The organism is Pantoea sp. SGAir0418, assembly GCF_043529865.1.
The window spans coordinates 1-23,927 of sequence record NZ_CP027913.1 but is presented as its reverse complement, the minus strand read 5'-3'; the positions used below and the strand labels follow the sequence as shown (position 1 = coordinate 23,927).

25 protein-coding genes and 1 pseudogene are annotated in these 23,927 nt (G+C 55.4%); 8 read left to right on the top strand and 18 right to left on the bottom strand.

What is annotated here, in order from left to right; translation table 11 throughout:
* Window positions 1–46: 46 nt before the first annotated feature.
* Window positions 47–700 carry an arylsulfatase gene (locus C1N84_RS22440; RefSeq protein ID WP_394541993.1) on the bottom strand — a complete coding sequence of 218 codons (654 nt, stop codon included), beginning with the start codon at window positions 698–700 and terminating at the stop codon, window positions 47–49.
* A gap of 53 nt (window positions 701–753) precedes the next feature.
* On the bottom strand, window positions 754–1,824 hold the full coding sequence (locus C1N84_RS22435) for an isocitrate/isopropylmalate dehydrogenase family protein (RefSeq protein WP_394541992.1): 1,071 nt from the start codon (window positions 1,822–1,824) through the stop codon (window positions 754–756).
* Between the two features lie 322 nt (window positions 1,825–2,146).
* On the opposite strand from C1N84_RS22435, the gene otnK reads away from it, so the two are divergent.
* The 6 genes from otnK (at window position 2,147) to C1N84_RS22405 (ending at window position 6,771) form a co-directional block, all read left to right on the top strand.
* Entirely contained in the window at window positions 2,147–3,406 is a 1,260-nt protein-coding gene (gene otnK / locus C1N84_RS22430) for a 3-oxo-tetronate kinase (protein WP_394541991.1), read from the top strand.
* Window positions 3,399–4,037, top strand: coding sequence for a 3-oxo-tetronate 4-phosphate decarboxylase (locus C1N84_RS22425; protein WP_394541990.1), 639 nt, complete (start codon window positions 3,399–3,401; stop codon window positions 4,035–4,037). The genes otnK and C1N84_RS22425 overlap by 8 nt, the downstream gene beginning before the upstream one ends.
* Before the next feature lie 78 nt (window positions 4,038–4,115).
* Window positions 4,116–5,417, top strand: a complete 1,302-nt coding sequence (locus C1N84_RS22420; protein WP_394541989.1) for an SLC13 family permease — start codon at window positions 4,116–4,118, stop codon at window positions 5,415–5,417.
* A gap of 4 nt (window positions 5,418–5,421) precedes the next feature.
* Entirely contained in the window at window positions 5,422–6,162 is a 741-nt protein-coding gene (locus tag C1N84_RS22415) for a DeoR/GlpR family DNA-binding transcription regulator (protein WP_394541988.1), read from the top strand.
* A gap of 29 nt (window positions 6,163–6,191) precedes the next feature.
* The gene (locus C1N84_RS22410) at window positions 6,192–6,587 is read left to right on the top strand and encodes a cupin domain-containing protein (RefSeq protein WP_394541987.1); all 396 of its coding nucleotides are present in this window, start codon (window positions 6,192–6,194) and stop codon (window positions 6,585–6,587) included.
* Window positions 6,580–6,771, top strand: coding sequence for a tautomerase family protein (locus C1N84_RS22405; RefSeq protein ID WP_394541986.1), 192 nt, complete (start codon window positions 6,580–6,582; stop codon window positions 6,769–6,771). The genes C1N84_RS22410 and C1N84_RS22405 overlap by 8 nt, the downstream gene beginning before the upstream one ends.
* Before the next feature lie 297 nt (window positions 6,772–7,068).
* Here the strand turns inward: C1N84_RS22405 and C1N84_RS22400 are convergent.
* The 11 genes and pseudogenes from C1N84_RS22400 to C1N84_RS22350 form a co-directional block, all read right to left on the bottom strand.
* A pseudogene (locus C1N84_RS22400) lies at window positions 7,069–7,904 on the bottom strand (substrate-binding domain-containing protein); the annotation flags it as partial.
* Window positions 7,905–8,744: 840 nt separating this feature from the next.
* Window positions 8,745–9,482, bottom strand: coding sequence for an amino acid ABC transporter ATP-binding protein (locus tag C1N84_RS22395; protein WP_394541985.1), 738 nt, complete (start codon window positions 9,480–9,482; stop codon window positions 8,745–8,747).
* A gap of 9 nt (window positions 9,483–9,491) precedes the next feature.
* A complete protein-coding gene (locus C1N84_RS22390; RefSeq protein ID WP_394541984.1) occupies window positions 9,492–10,247 on the bottom strand; it encodes an amino acid ABC transporter permease in 756 nt (251 codons plus the stop codon).
* Between the two features lie 5 nt (window positions 10,248–10,252).
* Entirely contained in the window at window positions 10,253–10,948 is a 696-nt protein-coding gene (locus tag C1N84_RS22385) for an amino acid ABC transporter permease (protein ID WP_394541983.1), read from the bottom strand.
* Between the two features lie 15 nt (window positions 10,949–10,963).
* Window positions 10,964–11,716: an SDR family oxidoreductase gene (locus C1N84_RS22380; RefSeq protein WP_394541982.1), complete on the bottom strand. Its 753-nt coding sequence runs from the start codon at window positions 11,714–11,716 to the stop codon at window positions 10,964–10,966.
* A gap of 120 nt (window positions 11,717–11,836) precedes the next feature.
* The gene (locus C1N84_RS22375) at window positions 11,837–12,265 is read right to left on the bottom strand and encodes an acetyl-CoA carboxylase biotin carboxyl carrier protein (protein WP_394541981.1); all 429 of its coding nucleotides are present in this window, start codon (window positions 12,263–12,265) and stop codon (window positions 11,837–11,839) included.
* Window positions 12,266–12,390: 125 nt separating this feature from the next.
* Complete coding sequence (gene nac / locus C1N84_RS22370) at window positions 12,391–13,314, bottom strand: nitrogen assimilation transcriptional regulator NAC (protein WP_394541980.1); 924 nt, start codon at window positions 13,312–13,314, stop codon at window positions 12,391–12,393.
* Window positions 13,315–13,492: 178 nt separating this feature from the next.
* A complete protein-coding gene (locus tag C1N84_RS22365) occupies window positions 13,493–14,590 on the bottom strand; it encodes an ABC transporter ATP-binding protein (protein WP_394541978.1) in 1,098 nt (365 codons plus the stop codon).
* A gap of 7 nt (window positions 14,591–14,597) precedes the next feature.
* Window positions 14,598–15,662: an extracellular solute-binding protein gene (locus C1N84_RS22360; protein WP_394541977.1), complete on the bottom strand. Its 1,065-nt coding sequence runs from the start codon at window positions 15,660–15,662 to the stop codon at window positions 14,598–14,600.
* Window positions 15,663–15,684: 22 nt separating this feature from the next.
* Window positions 15,685–16,488, bottom strand: coding sequence for an ABC transporter permease (locus C1N84_RS22355; RefSeq protein WP_394541976.1), 804 nt, complete (start codon window positions 16,486–16,488; stop codon window positions 15,685–15,687).
* Complete coding sequence (locus tag C1N84_RS22350; protein WP_394541975.1) at window positions 16,485–17,387, bottom strand: ABC transporter permease; 903 nt, start codon at window positions 17,385–17,387, stop codon at window positions 16,485–16,487. Before C1N84_RS22350 ends, C1N84_RS22355 begins: the two co-directional genes overlap by 4 nt.
* Before the next feature lie 369 nt (window positions 17,388–17,756).
* Between C1N84_RS22350 and C1N84_RS22345 the strand changes: the two genes are divergently transcribed.
* Together C1N84_RS22345 and C1N84_RS22340 are read left to right on the top strand one after the other, a co-directional pair.
* Complete coding sequence (locus C1N84_RS22345) at window positions 17,757–18,959, top strand: pyridoxal phosphate-dependent aminotransferase (RefSeq protein WP_394541974.1); 1,203 nt, start codon at window positions 17,757–17,759, stop codon at window positions 18,957–18,959.
* A gap of 9 nt (window positions 18,960–18,968) precedes the next feature.
* On the top strand, window positions 18,969–19,661 hold the full coding sequence (locus tag C1N84_RS22340) for an SDR family NAD(P)-dependent oxidoreductase (RefSeq protein WP_394541973.1): 693 nt from the start codon (window positions 18,969–18,971) through the stop codon (window positions 19,659–19,661).
* Between the two features lie 23 nt (window positions 19,662–19,684).
* On the opposite strand, the gene nac (C1N84_RS22335) is transcribed toward C1N84_RS22340, so the two are convergent.
* From nac (C1N84_RS22335) to C1N84_RS22315, 5 genes are all read right to left on the bottom strand, one after another.
* Window positions 19,685–20,587, bottom strand: coding sequence for a nitrogen assimilation transcriptional regulator NAC (nac, locus tag C1N84_RS22335; RefSeq protein WP_394541972.1), 903 nt, complete (start codon window positions 20,585–20,587; stop codon window positions 19,685–19,687).
* Between the two features lie 16 nt (window positions 20,588–20,603).
* Window positions 20,604–21,374, bottom strand: coding sequence for a 5-oxoprolinase subunit PxpA (locus tag C1N84_RS22330; RefSeq protein WP_394541971.1), 771 nt, complete (start codon window positions 21,372–21,374; stop codon window positions 20,604–20,606).
* 14 nt (window positions 21,375–21,388) lie between these two features.
* Entirely contained in the window at window positions 21,389–22,378 is a 990-nt protein-coding gene (locus C1N84_RS22325; protein ID WP_394541969.1) for a 5-oxoprolinase subunit C family protein, read from the bottom strand.
* Window positions 22,375–23,004: a 5-oxoprolinase subunit PxpB gene (gene pxpB, locus C1N84_RS22320; RefSeq protein WP_394542034.1), complete on the bottom strand. Its 630-nt coding sequence runs from the start codon at window positions 23,002–23,004 to the stop codon at window positions 22,375–22,377. The genes C1N84_RS22325 and pxpB overlap by 4 nt, the downstream gene beginning before the upstream one ends.
* Window positions 23,005–23,087: 83 nt before the next feature.
* Complete coding sequence (locus tag C1N84_RS22315) at window positions 23,088–23,927, bottom strand: transporter substrate-binding domain-containing protein (RefSeq protein WP_394541968.1); 840 nt, start codon at window positions 23,925–23,927, stop codon at window positions 23,088–23,090.

Sequence of the window (23,927 nt, the reverse complement as noted above, 5' to 3'; positions counted from 1 at the left end):
ATTGGCTGTTCACGGCTGGCCTTTATTATTGACGGTTAGAAATAGATTAAGCCATCAGACGCTTTAATTTCGCGACGGCAGACTGTGCGCTGCTTAATACCGGACAGGGGACAGCCGCTTTTATTTCCTCAAAGGCGACTTCCATCGAAAAATGGGCCAGAACGATGGCGTCGACGTGCGGGTTCTGGCGCGCGGCTTCAACCACCAGCTGGTTATGATATGCCACGTCGCCCGCGCTTAGCGCGTCGCGCGCGCCAGCCACCACCTGCGTTTTCAGCGTCGCCGTAGAGCCATGCGCAGCGGCGAGCTGGTGAAATTCCGCCTCCATACTCGGCACGGCGGGCGCGAACGTCGCCAGCATCAGAATATTGTCGCCCTGCGCCAGAGCCGCTTCAAACATCGCTTCGTTGGGCTTCAGCACCGGCAGCGCGTGTCGCTGCGCGCTGGCGTCGATCGCCTTCCCCAATGCCGAGCAGGTAAAGAGGATCGCGGCGGCACGCATCGACAGCGCGTATTCCACCAGTGCGTCGATACGCTGATAGAATTCCGGCGTCAGCGCCGCAATCTTGCCGCGATCGCTGCTCAGTGCATCATCCAGCAGATTGGCAATCTCCGCCTCGGGCCACTGCCGTGCGAAGGTATCGTTGACCGGTGCCACCGCCAGCGGCGTCGCGTGGATCAACACAATGCGTTGGCTCATGATGTTCTCCATGAAAACAGGCTGCTGCCAGCGCAGCAGCCTGACGTCAGCCATTACGCGCGGATGGCCGCAGCCACGCGCTCCGCGAACGCTTTGGTGCCGCAGCTTCCGCCCAGGTCCGGCGTGCGCGTTTCGGGATTTTCCAGCACTTCGTCAATGGCGCGGTTAATCTCCTGCGCCGCTTTAAGGAACGTCGGCTGGTTATGCTTTTCCGCATACCACGCCAGCATCATCGCCGCCGACAGGATCATTGATACCGGGTTTGCCTTGTCCTGATTTTGAATATCCGGCGCGGAACCGTGCTGTGCCTGCGCGCAGCAGTGGGTGTCGCTGGCCATAATTGAACCGGCCAGACCCAGGCTGCCAGACAGCTCGCTCGCCAGATCGCTGATGATGTCGCCATAAAAGTTAGTGGCAACCAGCACGTCGAAACGCTCCGGGTTACGCACCAGATGTGCGGTAGAGGCGTCGACCAGCAGATCGTCCAGCTCGACTTCCGGGAATTCTTTAGCCACGTCGCGTACCGCTTCCAGGAAGAGGCCGTCAGTCATATGGAAGCTGTTGGCTTTATGGATCGCGGTGACCTTTTTACGGCGCTGCATCGCAAGCTCAAAGGCTTTGCGCGCGATACGCTCAGAACAGTGGCGGGTAATCTTACGCGTTGAGAGCGCCATATCCGGGCTCGGCATCACTTCGCCCCAGCCGCGCGTCATGTTGCGATCAGGATAAAAGCCTTCTGTCGCCTCACGCATGATCACCAGGTCCATGGTCTTGCCCTCTTTCATATTCGAGGTCAGAAACGGACGGGTGCGCGCCGGGCGTACGTTGGCGTAGAGGTCAAGGCCGATACGGAAACCGGCGGAAACGTTGCGTCCGCCCTTTTCAGGCGCCGGATAGTCGGCGTGCGACTGTGTGCCGAGAATAATGCCGTCGTAGGTTTTCGCTTTTTCCAGCGACTCCTGACGCAGCGTGGTGCCGTGCAGCTCCAGGCTTTTAAAGCCAACATCTTCATAGTCAAACTCAAAACCTAGGCCATAGGCTTTATCCAGTGAGTTCAGCACGGTTACCGCAGCTGAGGTGATTTCAGGACCTATGCCGTCGCAAGGCAAAACCAGAATACGCATATACACTCCAATAGTGGGTCAGTTTTGATTGCATTTTTATACCAACAAATGCACTGAAAGCAAGGTGACAAAGATCACATTTGTCACACAAAAAAATCACATTTTTGCAAGGATGTTAAATTTCAGTCAGTTAGCGCCGTGAGACTCACCAGACTGACTATATCCTTCTTTCCATCCTGCTCAGCCAGCTTCATGCAATGCGTAACAACAAGCTCTCAGAGTTAAATTTGTGATCTTAGCCACAAATTAACACGGATGGACTTTGCATTTATAAATACATAAAAGCAGTATGTGCCAATAAATTGAGCACCAGGGGAATAGTATGATCAGGTTAGGCGTTATCGCCGATGACTTTACCGGCGCCACGGATATCGCCAGCTTTATGGTGGATGCCGGCTGGAAAGTGGTGATGTTTAACGGCGTGCCCGAGGAGGCGTTCGCCTCTGAAGAGGTAAACGCAATTGTCATCGCGCTCAAGAGCCGCTCGATTGCGGTAGAGGACGCGGTGAGTCAGTCGCTGGCCGCATCCAACTGGCTTAAGGCGCATGGCTGCAAGCGCCAGCTGTTCAAATACTGCTCAACGTTTGACTCTATCCCTCAGGGAAATATTGGGCCAGTTACCGACGCGCTGATGGAAAACCTGCAGGCTGAGATGACGCTGGTGTGCCCGGCAGTGCCGGATAACGGCCGCACCATCGTACACGGCCACCTGTTCGTTAAAGGCGAGCTTCTCAACGAAAGCGGCATGCAGCACCATCCGGTGACTCCGATGAAAGCGTCGTCGCTGAAAAAGCTGATGGAGGCGCAGTCAAACGGCCTGTGCGGCAATATCTCCCTCGATACGGTAAAAAACCATCCGGATCACATTCAGGCTCAGTTGGCAGCGCTGCATCAGAGCCAGGTTCGCTATGTGATTTTCGACGTGCTCGATAACGCCGATCTGCTGACCGTAGCGCGCGCCACCGCCGCGTTTCCACTGGTGACGGGAGCCGCTGGGCTGGGCTACGCCATTGCGGCGGTCGAGACGCAGCAGCAGCGCAGCGTGGGCAGTGCTATGACCATTGAGGGGGCGGGCTACAGCGTGGTGCTGTCGGGCAGTTGCTCCTCCATGACGCGCCAGCAGGTCGATTTCTACCAGCAGCGCGCCGCTTCGCTAGCGCTGGACATCGAAAAAATCCTACACGATGCGGCGTATTTGCCATTCGTGGCGGAATGGGTGTATCAGCACGCCGAGGATGCCCTCGCCCCGCTTGTATACGCCACGCAGCCGCCGCAGATCATCGCGCTCATTCAGGAAAAGTACGGCGCCGCACAAGTGAGCGAAAAAATTGAAGGCTTCTTTGCTGCGCTGGCGCAGAAGCTGAGCCAGCAGGGTTTTAATAAATTCATTGTGGCGGGCGGCGAAACCTCCGGCGCCGTCACGCAGGGGCTGAATATTCGCGGCATGGTAATAGGCGACGCCGTCGCACCTGGCGTGCCATGGACGCAGGTTCTTGATGAACGGAAATGGGTGATCCTCAAATCCGGCAACTTTGGCAACAGCGATTTCTTCCTGAAAGCACAGGAGCCTTTCCATGAATGAATCTCAACTGCGCCAGGATCTGGTGCGCTACGCCCTCTCAATGTATCAACGCGGCTACAGCAGCGGTGGCGCGGGTAACATCAGCCTGAAGCTGCCTGATGGCAACGTACTGGCGACGCCGACTAACTCAAGCTTCGGTGATCTTGATCCTGACACGCTAAGCAAAGTGACCCTGGCTGGCGAGCTGCTGGGGGGAGAGAAAGCGTCGAAAGAGATCCTGATGCATCTGGCGATCTACCGTCAGCGTCCACAGTGCGGCGGCATCGTGCATCTGCATTCGCCGTGGCTGACCGCGCTCTCCTGCCTGCCTGGCCTGAATGAGGAGAATGCCCTGCCACCGATCACGCCTTATTACGTGATGCGCGTCGGCAAGCTGCCAGTGGTGCGCTATATCCGTCCCGGATCGCCCTTAATTGCCGAAGAGGTCGAAAAGCTTGCCGTTGAGCATAATGCGATGCTGCTGGCGAATCACGGCCCAATTATTTCCGGGAAAAATATTCGCGAAGCGGTATTTAACGCTGAAGAGCTTGAAGAAACCGCCAAACTTTATTTCATGCTGAAGCCCTTTGGCATGAATACGCTGACGCCGGAAAATGTCGCTGAGTTAGACGCCCTTTTTAGTATGAAATAACAAATACCCTCGTGCCCGGGCAGTTAACTGCTCGGGCTTTCTGTACCTGTAAAAAATAAAAAACAGAGTTAACTGACCATGTCATTGATGCTGATTACTGGGATCGTCATGTTTATCGTGCTGACCTGGTGTTTACTGAAAAATAGTTTTCCGCCAGGTATTCTGTTTATTATCCTGCCAACGCTCGCCGCGCTGGTGTGCGGATTTGGCTTCATAGAGCTGGGCGACTATGTCGCGCTGGGCCTGAAGTCGGTGGTGGGCACCGCCACGCTGGTAGCTTTCAGCGCCATGTTCTTTACGCTGATGAAAGAGGCAGGCGTATTTGACGTGATTGTGCGTTTTATTCTGCGCTTCGTTACCCCGTCAACCTTTTCCGTGCTGCTGGCAACGCTGGTTATCGCCTCCGTCTGTAGCCTAGACGGCAACGCCTACGCCACTCTACTGGTAACGGTGCCCGCGCTGCTGCCCATTTATGAGAAAATGAACATCAGCCGAAAAACGCTGCTGTTATTGGTAACGGTGGGTGTTGGTGTTACCGGCATCACGCCCTGGGGTGGCTCCCTGAACCGCGCCGTCGCGGTCACCCATCTCGATATCCTTGCCGTTTATTATCAGCTGCTGCCACTGCAAGGGGTGCTGTTTGTTCTTGGCGTTCTGCTTTGCGCCTGGATGGCACGCGTTGAGAACCGCAAGGGATCGAGGATCTCGCCCGAAGCCTTCCATCAGATGCGCCATGAGATGCTAAACCCGCAGGCAAATCCGCGTCCCTGGCTGCTTAAACTCAATTTTGTCCTAGTGATTGCCACGATCGTGACGCTGGTAGCGGGCTGGGTAGCAGGCAATTACCTGTTTATGCTCGCCTTTGCGCTGGCGGTAATAATCAATTATCCCGACGCTAAAAAGGCGCAGCAAAAGATTAAAGAGTACGCGATAACTATATTCCCGGTTATTGTCATTTTTCTCACAATTGGCGTTTTTGTCGGCATACTGCAAAACACCGGGATCATTAAAGTGCTGGTTAATGAGCTGGCGGCGATATTTCCTGACAGTCTCGGCCCTTACCTCTATCTTATTCTGGCGGCGTTTAGCGTGCCGGTAGTTATCCTCATTGGATCTGACGCATTTTATTTCGCTTTGCTGCCGCTGGCAGTAGGACTTGGCCAGAGTTTCAACGTGTCACCACTGCACGTCACCATCGCCATGCTGATCACTGAGCAGATCGGTTTGCTGCTGAGCCCGGTAATTCCTGCGACCCATCTCGGCCTGAGTCTGCTCAATTTACGTGTGGACGAGCATATTCGCCATTCCATGATTAAAGTCTGGATCCTGAGCGTCAGCGCGCTGCTAGCGGCGATGCTGCTGGGTATCGTACCGGTGTAACGCCATGACCCCGGCAGAACGACATCAACACATTCTCGACGTGCTGGCCGATGAATCCTGCCTCAGCCTTACGGCGCTGGCGCATCGGCTGCGCGTCTCGGTGATGACCATTCGCCGCGACGTCGCCGAGCTTTCCGCCTCCGGCGCACTAATCGCCGTGCGCGGCGGGATAAAATCAATAGATTCCGTTGCGCGTAGCAGCGAGATCGTAGCGGAGAACCGTTCGCTGCTGCGCGCGGCGCTGGGATATCTCAGAGAAAGTCGTGTTATTTTCCTCGACAGCGGCACGTTGTGTCGTCAGCTTGCGCAGCAGATCCCCTGGACGGCGGAGATGACGGCAGTGACTAATGATTTCCTAATCGCAGGCGATATTTTACGTAACACATCCGCGCAGCTCTTTTTTATCGGCGGCGAACTCAATCGCAGCGATCATAGCTGTCATAAGCCGCTGGCGCTGGAGTCGCTCGGCTCATTGAGCTTCGAGCTGCTTTATCTGTCGCCGATGAGCTGGAGCGAACGCGGCGTCTGGCATCATGACGAGCATCGTCAGCGCTGGTATCGGGCACTGGCCGCGGCGTCGCGCCGTAAGGTATTGCTGGCGGATAGCTGCCACTACGATCAAAGCGGCCTGTACAATCTCTATAGCCTCGGCATTGCGGACGTGGTGCTCACTAATTTTCCCGCTGCGGAACAGCTACTTCAGGGTCGCGTCGATCCGCTGAAACTGCATCCGCTACGGGACTGACCCAGGATCAAACGACGAGGAGAGAACGCATGACGCATACTGCATCCGGTTCCTGGCTGCTTCATCCGGCCGATATTCAGCCACATCAACGTGGCGGCGGCGCGCGCACCACGCCGCTGGTAACAGCGGGCATGGGCGCCAGCATCCCTTTTCACTTTTATAACTGCGAAGAGAGCGTGCTACTGGTTGAGGGCCACGCCATTTTCGACATCGACAGCGAAGCATTCGCGCTTCAGCCGCAGTACGTAACCTTTATTCCCGCAGGCGTGCCGCATAGGTTCAGAAATGCTTCCGATACCGAGACGATGAAAATTATGTGGATTTATGGTTCGCCGGACGCCACTCGCACGCTGGTGGAAACCGGCGAAACGCGACCGATCGCGGCGGAGCACAATATTAAAGAAAGAGGAGAAGAGAGTGCCTGAGATTGTAGTGTATGCGGTAGAAGGCCGTTCTGCCGAGCAGAAGAAAACCCTGATGGTGAAGATTACCGAAGCTGTGGTTGAAAGTTTCGGCGTGGATCGCGATCGCGTGGTGGTGTCGATCGTCGAGACCAAAGCCAGCGATAAGACACGCGGCGGTGTGCTTTATAGCGAGCGAGGAAAATAGCGAATCAACCCCGCCCCAGCACAGCGAAAATAAGGCTGTGAGTATAGCATCATCTCTCTTTAGATTTGGCGATTCCTCAGCAGCGCTTTAACAGCCTACAAAGAGGAGGCCACCCACCCGTTAAGAAGCCAGGCTCTGTCTGGCTGAATCCACTGCCCGCCAGAGAAAAAACATGACGCCACTCGCTGTCGAACCAGTCACTACAGCCTGCTTCTATCGGCCCGCTGCCTGTTTCATCTTCACCGGTGGAGGTAAAGTGATCGTCTGCCCAGTCTTTGATAAAAACCGCTAGTGGTTTTTATCAAGCAATGCTCGAGCAACTCTTACAGAGCCGATTGCTTTACCACGTGCATCCTGAAAGATGGTTAACGCCATGTTACCATTTTGTACAAATTTCACACCATCCGGTGTGCCATCAATCCCAGCTACAAGAACTTTTTTGTTTTTAGCCTGGCTAAGTGCCATGACCGCCCCTATGGCCATTTCATCGTTGTTAGCCGCAATTGCGTCAATAGGCGTACCGTTCAAAGCCAGCTCGAAACAACATCTACAGCTTCATTTCGTTGCCATTTAGCTGTTTGTTTCTCCACAACTTTCATATTTTTATATTTAGCAATAACCGCTTCAGTAGCGCGAGTACGCTCTCTTGCTTCTTCGTTAGAAAGTGCTCCCATAAGAATTGCCACGTTCCATTTATAGTTCATCTTTTTGGCCAGAGCTTCCTTTTCCATCTCACCGCCAAGGGCTGAGTCTGAACCCACATATGCCATATTTTCTGGTAACTTGACCTCAGGCTTTCGATTGACAAAAACCAAAGGAATTCCGGCATTTTTAGCCGCATTCATCATTGGCAATACGCCCTGAGTATCTACTGGATTAAGTATGATCGCATCTACACCTTGATTAATGTAATCGTCTATTTGCTGGACCTGCAAAGCTACATCACCTTTAGCATCAACAAACTGCCCATCCAGATTTTGATTTTTAAGTTCTACCTCCATCTGGCTTTTTAGAATTGAGATGAAATTTAGGTCAAAGTTCGCTAATGCAACTCCCACTTTCATTTCTTTTGCATGTGCCGAGAATATAGCTACTGCGGTTAATCCGGCAATAGCAAGTCTGTTAATTTTCATATTGTCACCTGTAGGTTGAGGTCTCAATCTTTTAAAATGTTCTAAGCTAACACGCACCACTCAACAGCAAATGGTCAATTCATTGTCACAAATCACAAGAAACTAACAAGTCCCTAACTTGCTTGCATCTTAACTATAATCATATGAAAATAAAGACTATAATTAAAAAGCCCATAGCTAAGTACTAAAAGTTGCTCTTAAGTGAGCTCTGTCACAGCACACGAAAGCAATAAAAAGCACATAGTGACATGAGTAATTGTCACGATCAGAACAAAACTTTCCGATAACTAACATTTACTTCAAATAAAATCATGATGTGCAGCACCAGATCGTACACACTTCAGTCTATGCACGGTCAGCATTATTATTGAATTACATTTATTTAAAAAATAAAATTACCCACTAAGAATCTAAAAAAACTCTGCGCATCAAGTTATCATTTTTTAGATAACAAAATGGGAACAAGCCACGCCTGTTTAAAATGAATTTATAATTATTTATGGGAAAGGAAAAACTTAATATGAAAGATGTAAAAACCCGAACAAAGCAAATTGATTTGCAATGAGCAAGTTTTTATATTTGAAAATATTCCTCGAAGATAAACGCCAATAACGGCAGTCTATCCATGGAAATAGAATATGATTCATTATGATCTTAAATCCTGAGCCACACCCTTATATTATTTGCATTTTTTATATTGTTATAAATCCGGCAAGCTATAACTAGTCTACCGGACAGGAATAACTAATTCTCGAAGTTTTGCTTGAAAGTCATTTCACCTTAAACTGAATGCTCGTCAAAAGACTTTCTTGAAAAGAATTAATTTTAATCCACTTCTGTTTAATGCACGAGTAAATCATTCAGGAAACGACGAGCGCGTGGATGCTGAGGGGCGCTGAAGAAAATCTCAGGAGTTGTTTTTTCCAGAATTTTACCCTGATCCATAAACCAAATGGTGTCCGCGACATCGCGAGCAAAATTCATCTCATGTGTTACACACATCATTGTCATACCTTCCTGTGCGAGCCCCCGCATCACATTTAGCACCTCTCCAACCATTTCCGGATCTAATGCTGAAGTGGGCTCATCAAACAGCATTACCGGAGGCTTCATAGCCAATGCACGTGCAATTGCCACGCGTTGCTGCTGTCCTCCGGAAAGCTGAGCCGGATAGGCGTTAGCTTTATGCGACAACCCCACCCGCTCCAGCAGCTCGCCAGCATGTTGTCGCGCATCAGCACGCTTTTCTCCCAGCACTTTAACCGGTGACATCATGATATTTTCAATCACCGAAACATGTGGGAAGAGGTTGAAGTTCTGAAAGACAAAGCCGATGCGCGTGCGTAGCTGATTTAAACGCGTGCTGCTGCCGTGAATATTCATGCCGTCAAACAAAATTTCGCCCTGTTCAATCGGCTCAAGTCGGTTCACGGTGCGGATCAACGTGGATTTGCCGGAGCCGGACGGGCCGCAGACCACCACCACTTCGCCGGTTTTGATTTCTGCGCTGACATTGGTCAGCGCCTGGTAGTCGCCGTACCATTTATTGACCTGATTAAACAGAATGATCGGTCGCATGGCTGCTCCTTATTGGGATTGCGTTTTAGTAAGAACCAACGGCGCGGCGAATTTGCCAGCTTCCGGGCGTTCGTGGCTGCGTTTATTCGCGATATGCGTTTCCAGCCGGTTTGCTAGCCAGGTCAGGCTGTAGCAAATGATGTAGTAACTTAACGCCACAATAGCGAAGACCTGGAATGGTTTGGTCAACAGCTGATTGCTGACCTGATTGGCCGCATAGGTCAGTTCCGGCACGTTAATCACGTAGCCAAGCGTACTGTCTTTGATAATCGAAACCAGTTGGCTCACCAGGCTTGGCAAGGTGTTAAATAGCGCCTGCGGCAGAATTACCAGACGCAGGGTCTTGATGTGGCCCATGCCCAGCGCGCGCGACGCTTCGTACTGGCCTTGCGGCAAAGCCTGAATGCCACCGCGGACGATCTCGGCGATATACGCGCTCTCGTAAATCACCAGCGTGCACAGCATAGTAGCGAAGCCGCTGATGTTGTGGCCGATCAGCAGCGGCACACAGAAATAGGTCCAGAACACCACCATCATTAGCGGGATGCCGCGCAGCAGATAGACCCAGCAGGCGGCCGGCCAGCTCAGCCAGCGCCATGGCGCCAGACGCGCCAGCCCCAGCAACACGCCGACAGGAAACGCCATCAGCACCGCCAGGACGGAAATCAGTAAGGTACAGAGCACGCCGCCCAGCGGGCCGTTGGGATATTGCCCCATCAACAGCAGCAGGCCGTTGTCATGCAAAATGGTCAAAATCTCAAACATGGTAGTTACCTCGCGAACGCGCGCTGGAAGCGACGCGCCAGGAGCGCGCCTGCGCCCATCAACATCAGGGAGAAGAGCAAATAGCCGGCCGTCGCCACGATATAGGCTTCGAAAGTACGGAAAGTCTGGTTTTCGATATCGCGCGTGACATAGGTTAAATCGGCGACGCCGATGACCATTGCCAGGCTGGTGTTTTTAAACAGCAGCACGCTGTGGTTGATCACGGCGGGCAGCGCATTACGTACGCCCTGCGGCAGGATCACCAGGCGCATCGCTCGCACATATCCCATGCCGAGCGCACGCGCAGCTTCGCTTTGCCCGTCGGGAATCGCGCGCAATCCGCTGCGAATATCTTCGGAGAAATAAGCTGCCTGACACAGTCCGAGCGCCAGTAATGAGAAGAGAAACTCGGCGTTGAAATTGTTAATCCACATCTGCAGCGATTCCGGCAACAGGGTCGGGATCGCGAAATACCACATCATCAGCTGAATCAGCGTCGGCACGTTGCGATGATAGGAGACATACGCTGATACCAGCCATTGCGCGACACGATGGTTAGTCAGGCGGATCACGACCAGCATGAGCGCAATGAACATGGCTAACAGCCAGGCACCCAATGCCAGTTCCAGGGTAGTCACCGCGCCATCGACGATCATCTGGCCAAACTGGCCTGTCATCACGGTGCTGAAATCGAGTGCCATGGTTAATCCTCTTTATCAGGCGGCGTTGTCGCCGGGACGCATGGTGGAAAGCCCGCCCGGCACCTGCAGCGTTGGGGTAATTTCGATATTGCCGATATTGACCGCGATCGGCGCAGAGAGGGCGAAGGCAACGCAGTCCGCGATATCTTTCGCCACAGGCAGTTCGAAACCGTCGATAAAACGACGGCGAGCGTCTTCATGATCACCAGAGACATTGCCGAAAATATCCGTCGCAACGCGTCCCGGACAGATTTCGGTGATACGCACGCGCTTGCCGTAGCAATCAACGCGCAGCTGACGCGACAATGCGTGGACGCCCGCTTTGGTAGCGTGATAAACCGAGTTGCCATTAAAGTTATAGATGGCGGCAATGGAGGTAATGTTGATCACGTGGCCGCAGTCGCGCGCCATCATCCCCGGAACCAGTAAACGACAGAGGTGCAGCACCGCGCGCAGATTGACGTCGACCTGGGTTTCGATCACATTTTCATCCGCCTGCAGAATCGATCCCGGATGCGACACTCCGGCATTATTGACCAGAATATCTACCTGAAGGTCGCGACACAGTTCCGTTAGCGCGCCTAGATCGGCAACGTTAACAGCATGGGGGATGCAGCCGGTACGATCGGCCAGCGCCGCCAGCTGCTCTTTACGCCGCGCCACCGCATGCACGGTAATGCCTTCCTGGCAGAGACGCTCTACAATCGCCTCGCCCATTCCGGCTGACGCGCCGGTAACCAGCGCAACTTTATAATCTGAAAATGGCATGTTGCCTCTCCTGTCATGACCCACGATGATTCGCGCAGCGCTCTGTTTTTTGATTTTTGACTTTATTCAGTTATGCCGGGCAGGTATAAGACATAAACCGACTAGGGCAATAAGGGTGACTTATAACGTAACGGATAGCGCGTCGAGAGGCTCCAGCTGCACGATTGCACTGCCGAATTCCACGGCCTGATCCTGCTGCACGTCGATGCTGACGACCCGTCCGTCTGCCGGGCTTCTCAGCGGCAGGTAGAGCGGCCCGACTTTTAACAGCGCCAGCAGTTCGTCATGCCTGACCTGTTGTCCAGGCTGCACGTAAGCCGTGCGCTGGCAGGGATGGGCGAGCAGCACTTTTCCAGGCATCGGTGCGCGCAGCGCGAATGAGGTTTTTTCTACAGGCGCCGCGAGGGCATTTATCGGCCCGCAGGGTTCAGGGAAGCGCATTTTCAGCGACCAGCTTTCATTACGCAGTTCAAGCTCATGCAGCCCGGCAGCATACATTTTTTTCGCCAGCCGACGAATCTGCTCAAGAGTTAATGCCTGTTTTTCCATATTTCATCCGTCGCAAGCCGCCATTATCAGCACGCCAGAACTTTCCCGCGCGCCAGAAATTCCACTCTAGCGCGAAGGCTGGAACGGCTCATAAGAGGCTTTCGCTTTAAGGCGATAAGCGCCTCTTATCCCACCAGCGTCAGCGGGCGGTTATCGACGGTGCGGTTCGCCATCAGCTGCAGCAGAATGCTTTTTACCGCTTCGGCTGGCTGTGAGAGAGGAAGATGATCGGACATGCAGAAAGAGAGCGAGGTTTGCACATCGGGCTCGATGATTTTCGCCATCCACGCATCGGCGGCTTTCAGCATGCCGCGTGCCGCTGACTCGGGCATGATGGTGCAACCCATACCCGCCGCCAGCGCGGCATTAAGCGTCGTCTGCGACTCGATTTCACATTTTACCCGATAGGTCATTCCGGCCTGGACAAAGGCGTCATCCGCAACCTTACGCATAATGTTATAGATGCGCGGCATAAACAGATCGTAACGCGTCACGTCGCGTAAGGTTATTTCGCGCACCGGCTCGCTAAGGGTTTTGGGGCAGACGAAATAGAGATCCTCTTTCATCAGCGGAATGAAGCGCAGGCCATGAATATTTCGGTTGTCGTAAATCACCGCCATATCCATGCGGCCATTCATGATCAGCTCGCTTAACGTGGTGCCGAAGTTCTCGTTAAAATAGAGCACAATACCAGGATGCTGGCGCTGCACTTCCGCCATCAGCGGCAGGGCCAACTGCTGCGCGGCGGTGCCCGGCGCCAGCCCGACGGAGACATTGCCTGAAAGCGTCTGTCCGGCGCCGTCGATGGCGCTTTGCGCCTGATCGCACTGGCGTAGTATCGCCTGGGCATGGGCATAAAGAATTTTACCCGCGTCGGTGGGCGTGACGCCGCGCTTGGTGCGAATCAACAGTTGCTGATTAACCTCGCCCTCCAGCGTTGCCAGTTGCTGACTGAGCGCAGGCTGGGCAATATGCAAAATGTCGGCGGCTTGTGTCAGGCTGCCAACATCAACAATTTTTATAAAGTATTTCAGGCGACGAAGATTCATGGGCGATTTCTCACGGGCATAAGTCGTCTTTATTACAGGCAAGATCGGTGCCAGAAATTACTTATCACCCACATAAAGCGTAAAGGTTGCTATTCTGCCAACCCCGTCGCCTGCGCAGGGAAACGATTTGCACCAAGCGACAGGTCTTGCACCTGTTCAGTGCAGGATGTGAACCGGGTTAGCCGCTGATGACATGGTTGCTTTCCCGCGACCATTGCGCCAGCACGCGGTCGCCTGCGGCAAAGCTCAGCGGATCCGCGTCGCCTTGCGTCTGCTTCCATGCAATTAATGTTTCACCGCCCGGCAACCTTAATTCGTAGTGCAACATAAAACCGCGATAAATCACCCGCGACACCTGCGCGGCGGTGGCGTTGCAGAGGCCGACTGGGCTGAGTGATGAGTCAAGCGGCTCAAGACGAATCGCTTCTGGCCGAAGCGTAACGGTCAGCGACCTGTTGCCAGGCGGTGCGCTAGTGACCGCGAGCCGCAGGCCGCTGGCGGTTTGTAATTCGCTGCCCTGCGCATCGCGCTGCACAAGGCTGGCGGCAAGAAAATTCGAGGCACCGATAAATCCGGCAACAAACGGCGTGGCGGGTTTTTGGTAGATCTCTGTGGCGCTGGCCAGTTGCTCCAGCTTGCCGCCATGCATCACCGCAATCTTATCGGCCATGGTGAGCGCTTCATCCTGATCGTGCGTAACCATAATGGTGGTCAGGCCCAGGCGCTGTTGGAGCTGACGGATCTCCTGCTGCATGCTTTCACGTAAACTTTTATCCAGCGCCCCTAACGGCTCATCCAGCAGCAGCATATCGGGCTCGATGACCAGTGCGCGCGCCAGCGACACGCGCTGCTGCTGGCCGCCCGATAACTGAGCGGGCAGACGATCGTAATAGCGGTTCAGCTGCACCATCTCCAGCGCTTTGCTGACGCGATCGCTGTAATCACTGCGTGACATCCCGCGCATCTTAAGGCCGAACGCGACGTTCTCCGCTACCGTCATATGGGGAAACAGCGCGTAATTCTGAAACAGCAGGCCGATGTTGCGTCGGTGCACCGCCGTCTCCAGAACAGAACGGCCGCCGACCAGAATGTCGCCGGCGGTCGGCGTCACCAGCCCAGCCACCATGCGTAAACAGGTGGTTTTGCCACAGCCGCTTGGCCCCAGCAACGCCAGAATATCGCCTGCATCCACCTTTAGCGAAACCTGATCGACCGCCACTGTTTTACCGTAATGCTTGCTAAGATTATCGAGCCTGACTTCAAAAGAGCGTTGCATAGCGACCTCAGCTGTTAAATGTCTGGTTGTAGCGTTCAAGCAGTTCGGCGCGACGCGGGATGATATAGCTCCAGTCTGGCGTAAACAGGTTCAGCGCCTGCATTTTCGCTTCGGGATAAGCCAGGTATTTCAGCGTCGCTTCGTCGAATTCAATGCCGCGAACCGTGGGCGCGCTGAGTGTCGCTTCGGCCAGCATTTTCTGTACCGAAGGCTCCAGCAGGCGATTGATCCATGCCAGACCCAGTTCACGCTGTGGCGCATTCCTGACCAGTGTCAGGCCGTTAATGCCTGTGAAGGCGCCCTCTTTCGGATAGGTCATGTCTATCGGGATCCCTTTTTGGGTATGGGGGTAGATGGCTTTAGAGTATTCAATACCGCCCACCATCGCCTGCCCCTGCGCGACCATCATGACCTGCGCTTCGCCGTCATAAACGGTCATCACGTTATTTTTCAATTCAGTTAGCTTGTCCCAGGCCTTATCGATCTCATACTGCGCCTCCTGCAAGGGTTTTCCGGTCGCCAGCGCCGCCGCCACGATCAGCATCAGAATGCTTTGAGTATTTTTCGGCGTGTTAAGGATCATCTGGTGCGCATATTTCGACGTAAACAGGTCGTTATAGCTGGCTATCGGCTGGCTCATTTGCGGATTGATAAACAGCCCAGCCATCGAGACCGAAAAGCCGACGCCGTAGCGATCGCTCAGCAGATAACGATCGTAAACATGCTGCAGGTTGGGAATACCGTTAGCGGGCAGTTGCTCAATCAAGTTTTCTGCTCTGGCTTGCGGCACGCCGATATCATCCATCGACATCACGCTAAACACCGGTTTCGCTTTGGTAGCGCGCAGCGCTGCGATATTCGCCAGGGTGGCGCCTTCTGTGGTCAGCACTTTGCAGTTGTACTCTTTCTCAAATACGGGCAGCACTTTCTGCTTGATTAACGCGCCCTGCGCTGAGTTGTAGACGCCAACCTGCAATACGCGATCGGCAGTGTTGGCTTTGACCTGGATATAGGGCAGCAGTGCCGCTCCGGCCACCGCTTTAATAAAGGTCCGACGTTTTATGGATGTCATTGCGTTTCCTTTGATCTCAACGTTAAGCGGCCATTGCGCGGCGCAGGCCAACCAGCTTTTCGAGTAAAACCACCACGATGGTGGCCAGCAAAATGATTAATGTGGACATGGCGGCGACCGAGGGGTCGAACACCGTGCCGATCTGGCGATAGAGCACCACCGGTACCGGCGTGTTTTCCGAATCGGCCAGCCACATCGATACCGGATAGTTATCGAAAGAGACCATGAAGTAGAAGATGGCACCTGAGACGACGCCCGGCGCGATTTGCGGCAGTATCACCTGATGAAAAGTGGCCCAGCGCGTCGCCCCCAGGGTGCGTGCGGCCTCTTCCAGCGTGGGATTGACCAGCTCAAGGCTGGTCAACACCGTGCGTACCACATAAGGCGAGGTCACGACGGTATGCGCCAGCAGCAGGTTGAGTCTGGCATTGCTCCAGCCATAGCCGGTAAAGAGCTGCAGCAGCGCCAGACCGGTGATCAGCACCGGAAAGATCAGCGGGGAGAGCAGTAATCCTTTGCACAGGTCGGCGAACGGCAGATTGCCTCGCACCAGCGCGAACGCCGCCGGAATGCCAAGCAGCAACGACAGCAAAGTGGTACCCACCGACAGCAGAGTGCTGAACAGCAGCGCATCGATAAACTCCGGGTTGCCGAGCACCTTGCTGTACCAGTCGAGCGTAAAGCCAGCTGGCGGGAAACTGACGAAGTAGCCGCCTGAAAAAGAGATAACCATGACCAGCAGGATGGGCGTCAGGATAAAGATCATCATCGCTGCGGCAAAAGCATAGAGCAGCCAGCCGCTCCAGCCGGTAAGAGACATATTCATTTACCGGCTCCCGGCAGACGACGTCCGCCCAGCAACTTCATCGACAGGGTATTCACTGCAATAACGATTACAACCAGGATAGTGGCGATAGTGGCACCAAACGGCCAGTCATACACGGCGACGATCTGCTGTTCCACCAGGTTGCCGAGCATCTGGGCGCGCGGTCCGCCCGTTAATGCCGGGATCACATAGGAACCGGCCGCCAGAGAGAATACCAGCGTCATCCCCGCTGCCAGCCCAGGAAGCGTGAGCGGAAGCGTAATACGAAAAAACACCTGCCACGGCGGCGCGCCGAGCGTGCGGGCGGCAAAAGGCAAAGCGGGATCGATTTTCCCCAGCGCTGACGCCAGTGGCAGCACCATCATCGGAAAAAAAATATGCAGCGAACCGATCACCACCGCCCATTCGGTAAACATCAGCGCATTAGGCCGATCGACCAGGCCGAGATGCAGTAAGAGATAGTTGAGCAGGCCGGTGGGGCCGTTATTCAGAATCAGCTGCCAGCCATAGGCGCGTACCACCACGCTGACCGCCAGCGGCGCGATAATCACCAGCGTCAGAATGCGTGAGATCAGCGCATTGCCGCGCACCAGAACGGCGGCGACGGGATAAGCCAGTACGGCGGCTATCAGCGCGGTAATCAGGCTGATGCGCAGCGTATTCCACAAAATATCGCTGTAGAGCGCGACGCTGAAAAAATGCAGGTAGTGGCTAAAGGTCCAGGGCGCGCCAATATCGCCCTGCGGCGTCTGCGTCATCAGGCTGAATAACATCAGTCGGATCGCCGGTGCGAAAAAGAAAAAAAGCTGAAAGGCGAGCAGCGGAACAATCAATAATGCCGGAGACTGCCACCGTTTGGCCATGCGGCTATGCGGCAAAGGGGCGGATATTTCAGCCATCGTATTTCCTCCATACAGGTTCTTCTGTTCGCAGTAAGGTATTCACGGCGATGATAATCAGGATGTAGGTTCAGAAATAACGCGACCTGTTATAAGCAATTGATATGGATAGATTTGCTTTATGTTTTCGGCGTAACAGAACGGTAATATGAGTATTCGGGACGCCACCAATACATTTTCACAATGCGCATATCATTTCCCGTTATGGCCTTTTGTTTTGCCAGCTATCGCATTGTGTTATGTCGCCACAACAAAGCGCTATTAGCGGCTCGCCGCGTCCTCGTCCTATTCTCAGTTCAACATCTGCCGTCGCGCGCTGCGTTAATGGCCGCGACTTCTCGCTGACACGCAACCTGGAATAGCTGCACCATGCCTGATATTGCCGATCGCTTAAAAAACGTTGCCATCTCCGCCTCAGTCGCCATGACGCAAAAAGCGCGTGACCTCGCGGCGCAGGGCATTGACGTCGTCGGACTCTCCACCGGAGAACCCGACTTTCCAACGCCGGAACATGCTACCGAAGCGGCCTATGCCGCCGCCCGCGCGGGCGATACGCGCTATCCGCCGACTGACGGCACACCTGCGCTACGGGCGGCTATCCAGCGTAAATTCCTGCGTGATAATGAGCTGCATTATGACGTCAGCCAGATCCTGACGGCGGGCGGCGCCAAACAGATCATCTTCAACGCGATGATGGCCACGATTAACCCCGGCGATGAGGTGGTTATCCCGACGCCTTCATGGATCAGCTACGCCGATATCGTCAAATTCGCAGGCGGCACGCCGGTGCCGGTCGCCTGCCATGAAGCGTTCGGATTCAAGCCGCAGCCAGCCGATCTGGACGCGGCGATTACCAATAAAACCAAATGGCTGCTGATTAACTACCCCAGCAACCCGACCGGTTCAGTTGCCAGCTATGACGAGATGCGCGCCATTGCCGACGTTATGCTGCGTCACGAGCATGTCTGGATTCTGACCGATGATATTTATGAACATCTTATTTATGACGACGCCACCTTCTGGACCCTGGCGCAGGTCGAACCACAGCTCTATGAACGCGTGCTGACGGTGAACGGCGTGTCGAAAGCTTACTCGATGACCGGCTGGCGTCTCGGTTTTTGCGGCGGTCCGGCGCCGCTGATCAAAGCAATGAGCAACGTGAATACTCAGAACAGCGGCGGCGTCACCACGCTGACCCAGGCGGCCGCGGTGGCGGTGCTGGATGGCTCGCAGGATCTGCTGCGGGAACGAGCTGCCATTTATTGCCAGCGTCGCGATTACGTGCTGGAACGGCTGGCAGGCATTGCCGGGCTGCGCTGCCATAAGCCGCAGGGCGCATTTTACCTGTTCGTTAATATTGCCGACTTCATCGGCAAAACCAGTGCAGGCGGCCGCACCATCAACAACGATGCGGATTTTGTGATGGCGCTTATCGAGGAGCAGCATGTGGTAACGGTCCAGGGGGCGGCGTACGGCATGAGTCCTTACTTCCGTCTCTCCTATGCCACCAGCATGGAGCGACTGCAAACCGGCTGCGATCGCCTGGCGGCGTTTTGCGCGGGCTGCCGCTAAGGGGCCGTCATGCTGACAACTTCATCGCGGGTTATTATGCTATCAGGCGCCTCGCGCGGACTGGGCGCGGCGATCGCGGACCGTTTGCTCAAGGCCGGATTTACGCTTTCGGCAGGGGCGCGCGATCCAGCAGCCTTGCCGCAGCGTGCCGGATTAATGACGCACGCTTACGATGCGAAGACAACAGGTTCGGGTGAACGATGGGTTGAAGCGACCCTGGCGCGTTTCGGCAGGATTGATGCGCTGATCAATTGCGCGGGCATCAATCCTCACGTAGGCGTTTTAGACGAAGGTGAAGCTGACCTCGATGAGATGTGGCAGGTGAATGTGAAAGGCCCTCTGCGTCTCAGCCGCGCGGCGCTGCCCGCGTTGATCAACAGCGGCGAAGGCCGGGTGATTAACGTGGCCTCGCTCGCCGGGCGCCGCGTAGGCAGCAATGTCGGCTACGCCATGACCAAGTTTGCGGTGGTGGCGCTGACGCACGGTATCCGCCAGGAATGCTGGGATAAGGGCGTGCGCGCGACAGCGCTGTGCCCCGGCTATATCGCGACGGATATGACGGCAGGCGAAACGGAGATCGTCCGCGAAGCGATGACGCAGCCGGAAGATTTAGCTGAAATGGTGGAGATATTGCTGCGTTTGCCCAACACCCTGTCGGTCGCCGAACTGCTGATTAACTGTCGCAAGGAAGCCATGCTGTAACAGGCATGGCCGTGACGGCCTGCTCAGCTCATCCCCAGCGTCAGTTCAAGCAGCAGCTCCCGCACTGCCGCCGCCGGTTCCGAGAGCGGGGTACGATCTGAAATGCAGAGCGATAAGGTTTCGCTGATCTCCGGTCCCTCGATGGAGCGGATCACCACGTCGCGCGATTCGGACTGGATTCGCTCGGCTATCGCTTTCGGCATAATGGTACAGCCCAGCCCGGCATCCACAGCCCTGGCAATACTTTTTACCGCCTCCAGTTCGCCAACGATGTTGAGCGTTTGATGATTAAGGCTAAAAGCTTCCTCTATCGCCCGGCGAACAAAGTTATAAGCCGGCGGCAATAGCATGGGCAAGGTACTGAGCTGTTTTACCGGGATGGCGCCGCCTTCATCGTCGAAATCGAAATCGGCGTGAGCAACAAAAAAGAACTTCTCTTCTACCAGCGGTTCGTAGTGCAACCCTTTGATTCCGCCGCTGCCATGCAGCAGTGCCATCTCCAGCCGTCCGTTTGCCACCAGTTCGCTATAGGCTTGCCCGACGCTCTCCACCAGGTGCAGCAGGATGCCGGGATAGCGCTTACGCATTTCGGTCAGCAACGCCATCGAAAGCGTGGCAGCCACGCTAAAGGGTGCCAGACCCACGGAAACGCGGCCGGAAAGCGCTTGTCCGGCGTCCAGCACATCCACTTCCGCCTGCGCGAACTGGCGCAACATCGCGTTGGCATGGCCATAGAGCACTTTTCCCGCTTCGGTTGGCACTACGCCCTGCTGACTGCGGATTAGCAGTTTGCGCCTGAAGTGCTCCTCAAGCGCCACCAGCTGCTGACTGAGCGCGGGTTGGGCGATATGCAGCGCATCGGCAGCACGCGTAATGCTGCCCATGTCAACGATAGTAATGAAGGATTTTAAGCGACGAATATTCATTTTTTCACCGCCTTGATTATTGCGCCAGCACCTCGGCTGCCGGTGCGACGCTGGCGCCGCTGGCTTCAATTTCGCTGCGCACGATAGCGGCCAGCTCAAGAGAGCCGGGCGTATCGCTGTGGATCAAAACAGAGCGTGCGCGGATAGCCAGCGTTTTCCCTTCGAAGGTGGTCACAGTGCCCTGCTGCAGGAACTGTTTTACGCGAGCGCGCACCGCCTGCTCATCTTTGATTACCGAGCCCGGAATGCCGCGCGGCACCAGCTGCCCCCGTTCATCATAAGCGCGATCGGCAAGAAACAGCGTCAGGCTTTGCAGTCCGGCCGCTTTGGCCGCGCGCTCGGTGATGGTATCGGGCTGAGAAAAGATAATCAGCGCCGGGTCGAGACGCGCAATCGCCTGCATGACCATGAATGCCAGCGCCTCGTCGCGGTTAATCATATTGCCCATCGCCGCATGAAAACTGACGTGCGCCACACGGGTCCCTTCCGCGCGCGCGATCGCGCTCAGCGCGCCCACCTGATAGATCACCTGCTGGCAGAGTTCGTCAGCCGTGACGGGCAGCTCCTTACGCCCGAATCCCTGACGATCGGCCAGCCCCGGATGCGCGCCGATCCCTACGCCGCGCGCCTTCGCCAGACGGACCATGCGCGTCATAATGGCCGGATCGCCGGCGTGAAAGCCGCAGGCGATATTCGCTGATGAGACCACTTCCATAAGCGCGGCATCATCGCAAAGCTGATAAACGCCGAACCCTTCGCCCATATCGGAATTGACATCAATTTTCATGTTGCTGTTCCTGTTCAGAAGCCGACTGCAACGGCTTTCATTCGCGTGACGTTATAACGCAATTGCGTCAGCCAGCGATCGGTGGCGCGTTTCGCCGCAATCGCCTCCTGTGCGCTGCTCTGTACCAGCTGGATGGACTGACCGGGCTGAACCTGTCCCAGCCGCCACAAATCCTCTTCGATCACGCAGGCAATTTTCGGGTAGCCGCCTGCGGTATTGGCGTCGCTTAGCTGAATAATTGGCTCGCCTGCAGGCGGCACCTGCACGATGCCCGGGATTAATCCGTAAGAACGCATCTCAACGGTTTTGGCGGGCAAAATGGGTTCGCCCGCAAGGCGATAGCCGGTGCGATTGCTCTGCATTGAAACCTGCCACGGCTGCTGCCAGAAACGGTCTGCGTCGGCCGCGAACAGCGCATATTCGCCAGAAGGAATGGCGCGGATGCGTACTAAACCCTGTGAATTCCGCGTAAAGATATCCGGCATCGCCTGCTCCGGCGGTTCAATGCCGATGCCGGATGGCGGTAAAGACGGTGCATCGGTGCGGCCGCAGGCCAGACGGTCGCCGCGTTGCAGAGCCCGCCCGGCGAAGCCGCCAAACCCGCCGCGCAGCGCGGTGCTGCGCGAACCCATCACTGGTGGCACGTCAATACCGCCCGCAATGCAGAGGTATCCGCGCGCGCCGCTGCGCGGATAGCGCAATTCCAGGAGCTGGCCGCGCTTCACGGAACATCCCCACCATGCCGGAAGCTCAACGCCATCCAGCAGCGCGCGGCAGTCCGCGCCGGTAATCGCAATCGCGCTATCGGCGTGAAAGCGCACCCGAAAAGGAAACATCTGCACTTCAATTGCGGCGGCGTTTTCATCATTGCCTAGCAGGATATTGCCCGCGCGCAGCGCCAGCGGATCCATCACGCCGCTTACCGAGACGCCTAAATGCCGCCAGCCGGTACGCCCTGAATCCTGAACGGTATTTAATGCGGCGCTCTGTTCGATCTCAATCACAGCTCAATCCTCTCTGGCACAAAACGGATACTGTCACCAGGCGCCATCAGCGCCGGGCTTTCCGCGTGCGGATCAAACACCTCCAGCTCGGCGTAGCCAATGGCATTCCAGCCGTTCGGCCCGGTCAGCACCGATACGCCCGCCTGCGGCCCGCCAATGGTGACGGTGCCCTTCAGCATATTGAGGGAGGGCACCTTCTTACGCGGCGTAGCCAGAAGCGGATCGAGACCATGGAGATAACCGAATCCCGGGGCGCTGCCCAGCGAGAAGACCGTGTAGTGGCTTTGATGGTGGCGACGGATCACCTCTTGGGCGCTCAAACCGCTATGGCGACAGACCGCATCCAGATCGATGGCGTGCTCTCCCCCGTAGCAAACCGGGATCACAATCGTTTTGCCCTGCAGATTTACCGCCTGCGCCTGCTGCCACAGCTGCTGCAACCGCTGTTCAATTTTGTCCGGCTCTTCTGGCGTGGCGCGGAACAGCACCAGCAGGTTGGTAACGCCGGGGATCAGCGACTCTACATCCTCACACTGCGCCAGACTGCGCGCCAGCGACCAGATGCGCCGCTGCGCCGGCAGATCGAATGCGCCTGGAGCTTCAACCAGCCAGGCGCGACTGCCCATCGTCGAGAGCCGTATCTCTGTCTGGTCGTATGCGGCTGACAGGGTAATCGGGCGCGTTAGCTCGCGCGACAACAGCGTCATGGTTATTCCAGAGGCTCAAATTTCAGGCTGGTGAGGGGCTGAACGCGCTCCTCCCGCACCATTTTGTATTCGGTATTAGGTCCAATCCAGGTATCCCAGATTTTATCGATGGTGCCACTCTCATCCATCGCTTTCAGGCTGCTATTCACGCTGGCCAGTAAAGCGGGTTCATCACGTTTCATGCCGACCCCGATCGGTTCCAGCGCCATCGGCTCTTTAATCATTGCCAGGTCGATGCCATCTTTTTTCGCCTGGTTGATCATCTTGATACCGGTCATGGTGTTAGTGACAAAGCCCACCGCTTTGTTCTGCTCTAGCGCAAGAAAGGCAGAAGCTGCATCCTGGAAAGTGACCGCTTTGCCGCCCTTCATATGAATAGATTGTTCCGAGGTCGTGCCTTTCGTCGCGCTGATACGTTTGCCTTTAAAATCTGCCAGGGTTTTATCTGCGTTCGGCTGCTTCACCAGCAACATCTCTTTCGCTACGTAGTAAGGATCGCTGAACTGAATCTGCTTGCCGCGCGTTTTGGTGTAAGCAAGGTTGGCGATCAAGACATCGGCGCGGCCGGTTGCAATAACGGCGATGCGCGCTTCGACCGACGTCGGCATAAGAACGGTTTTAACACCCATCTGCTGGCCCAGCGCGTTGCAGAGATCTACGTCCATGCCCGCCAGCTGGCGTGTTTTGGGATCCGGCGAGGAAAAGGGCGGCACATCAGAATAGACCGCACACTTCAGTTCCCCGCGCGCTTTGACATCGGACAGCAGGTCGGCGTGCGCCGACGAGAACGCCAGCATGGCTGGCAACGCCAGCGCAAAACAGGAACATTTCTTCATTGTCAT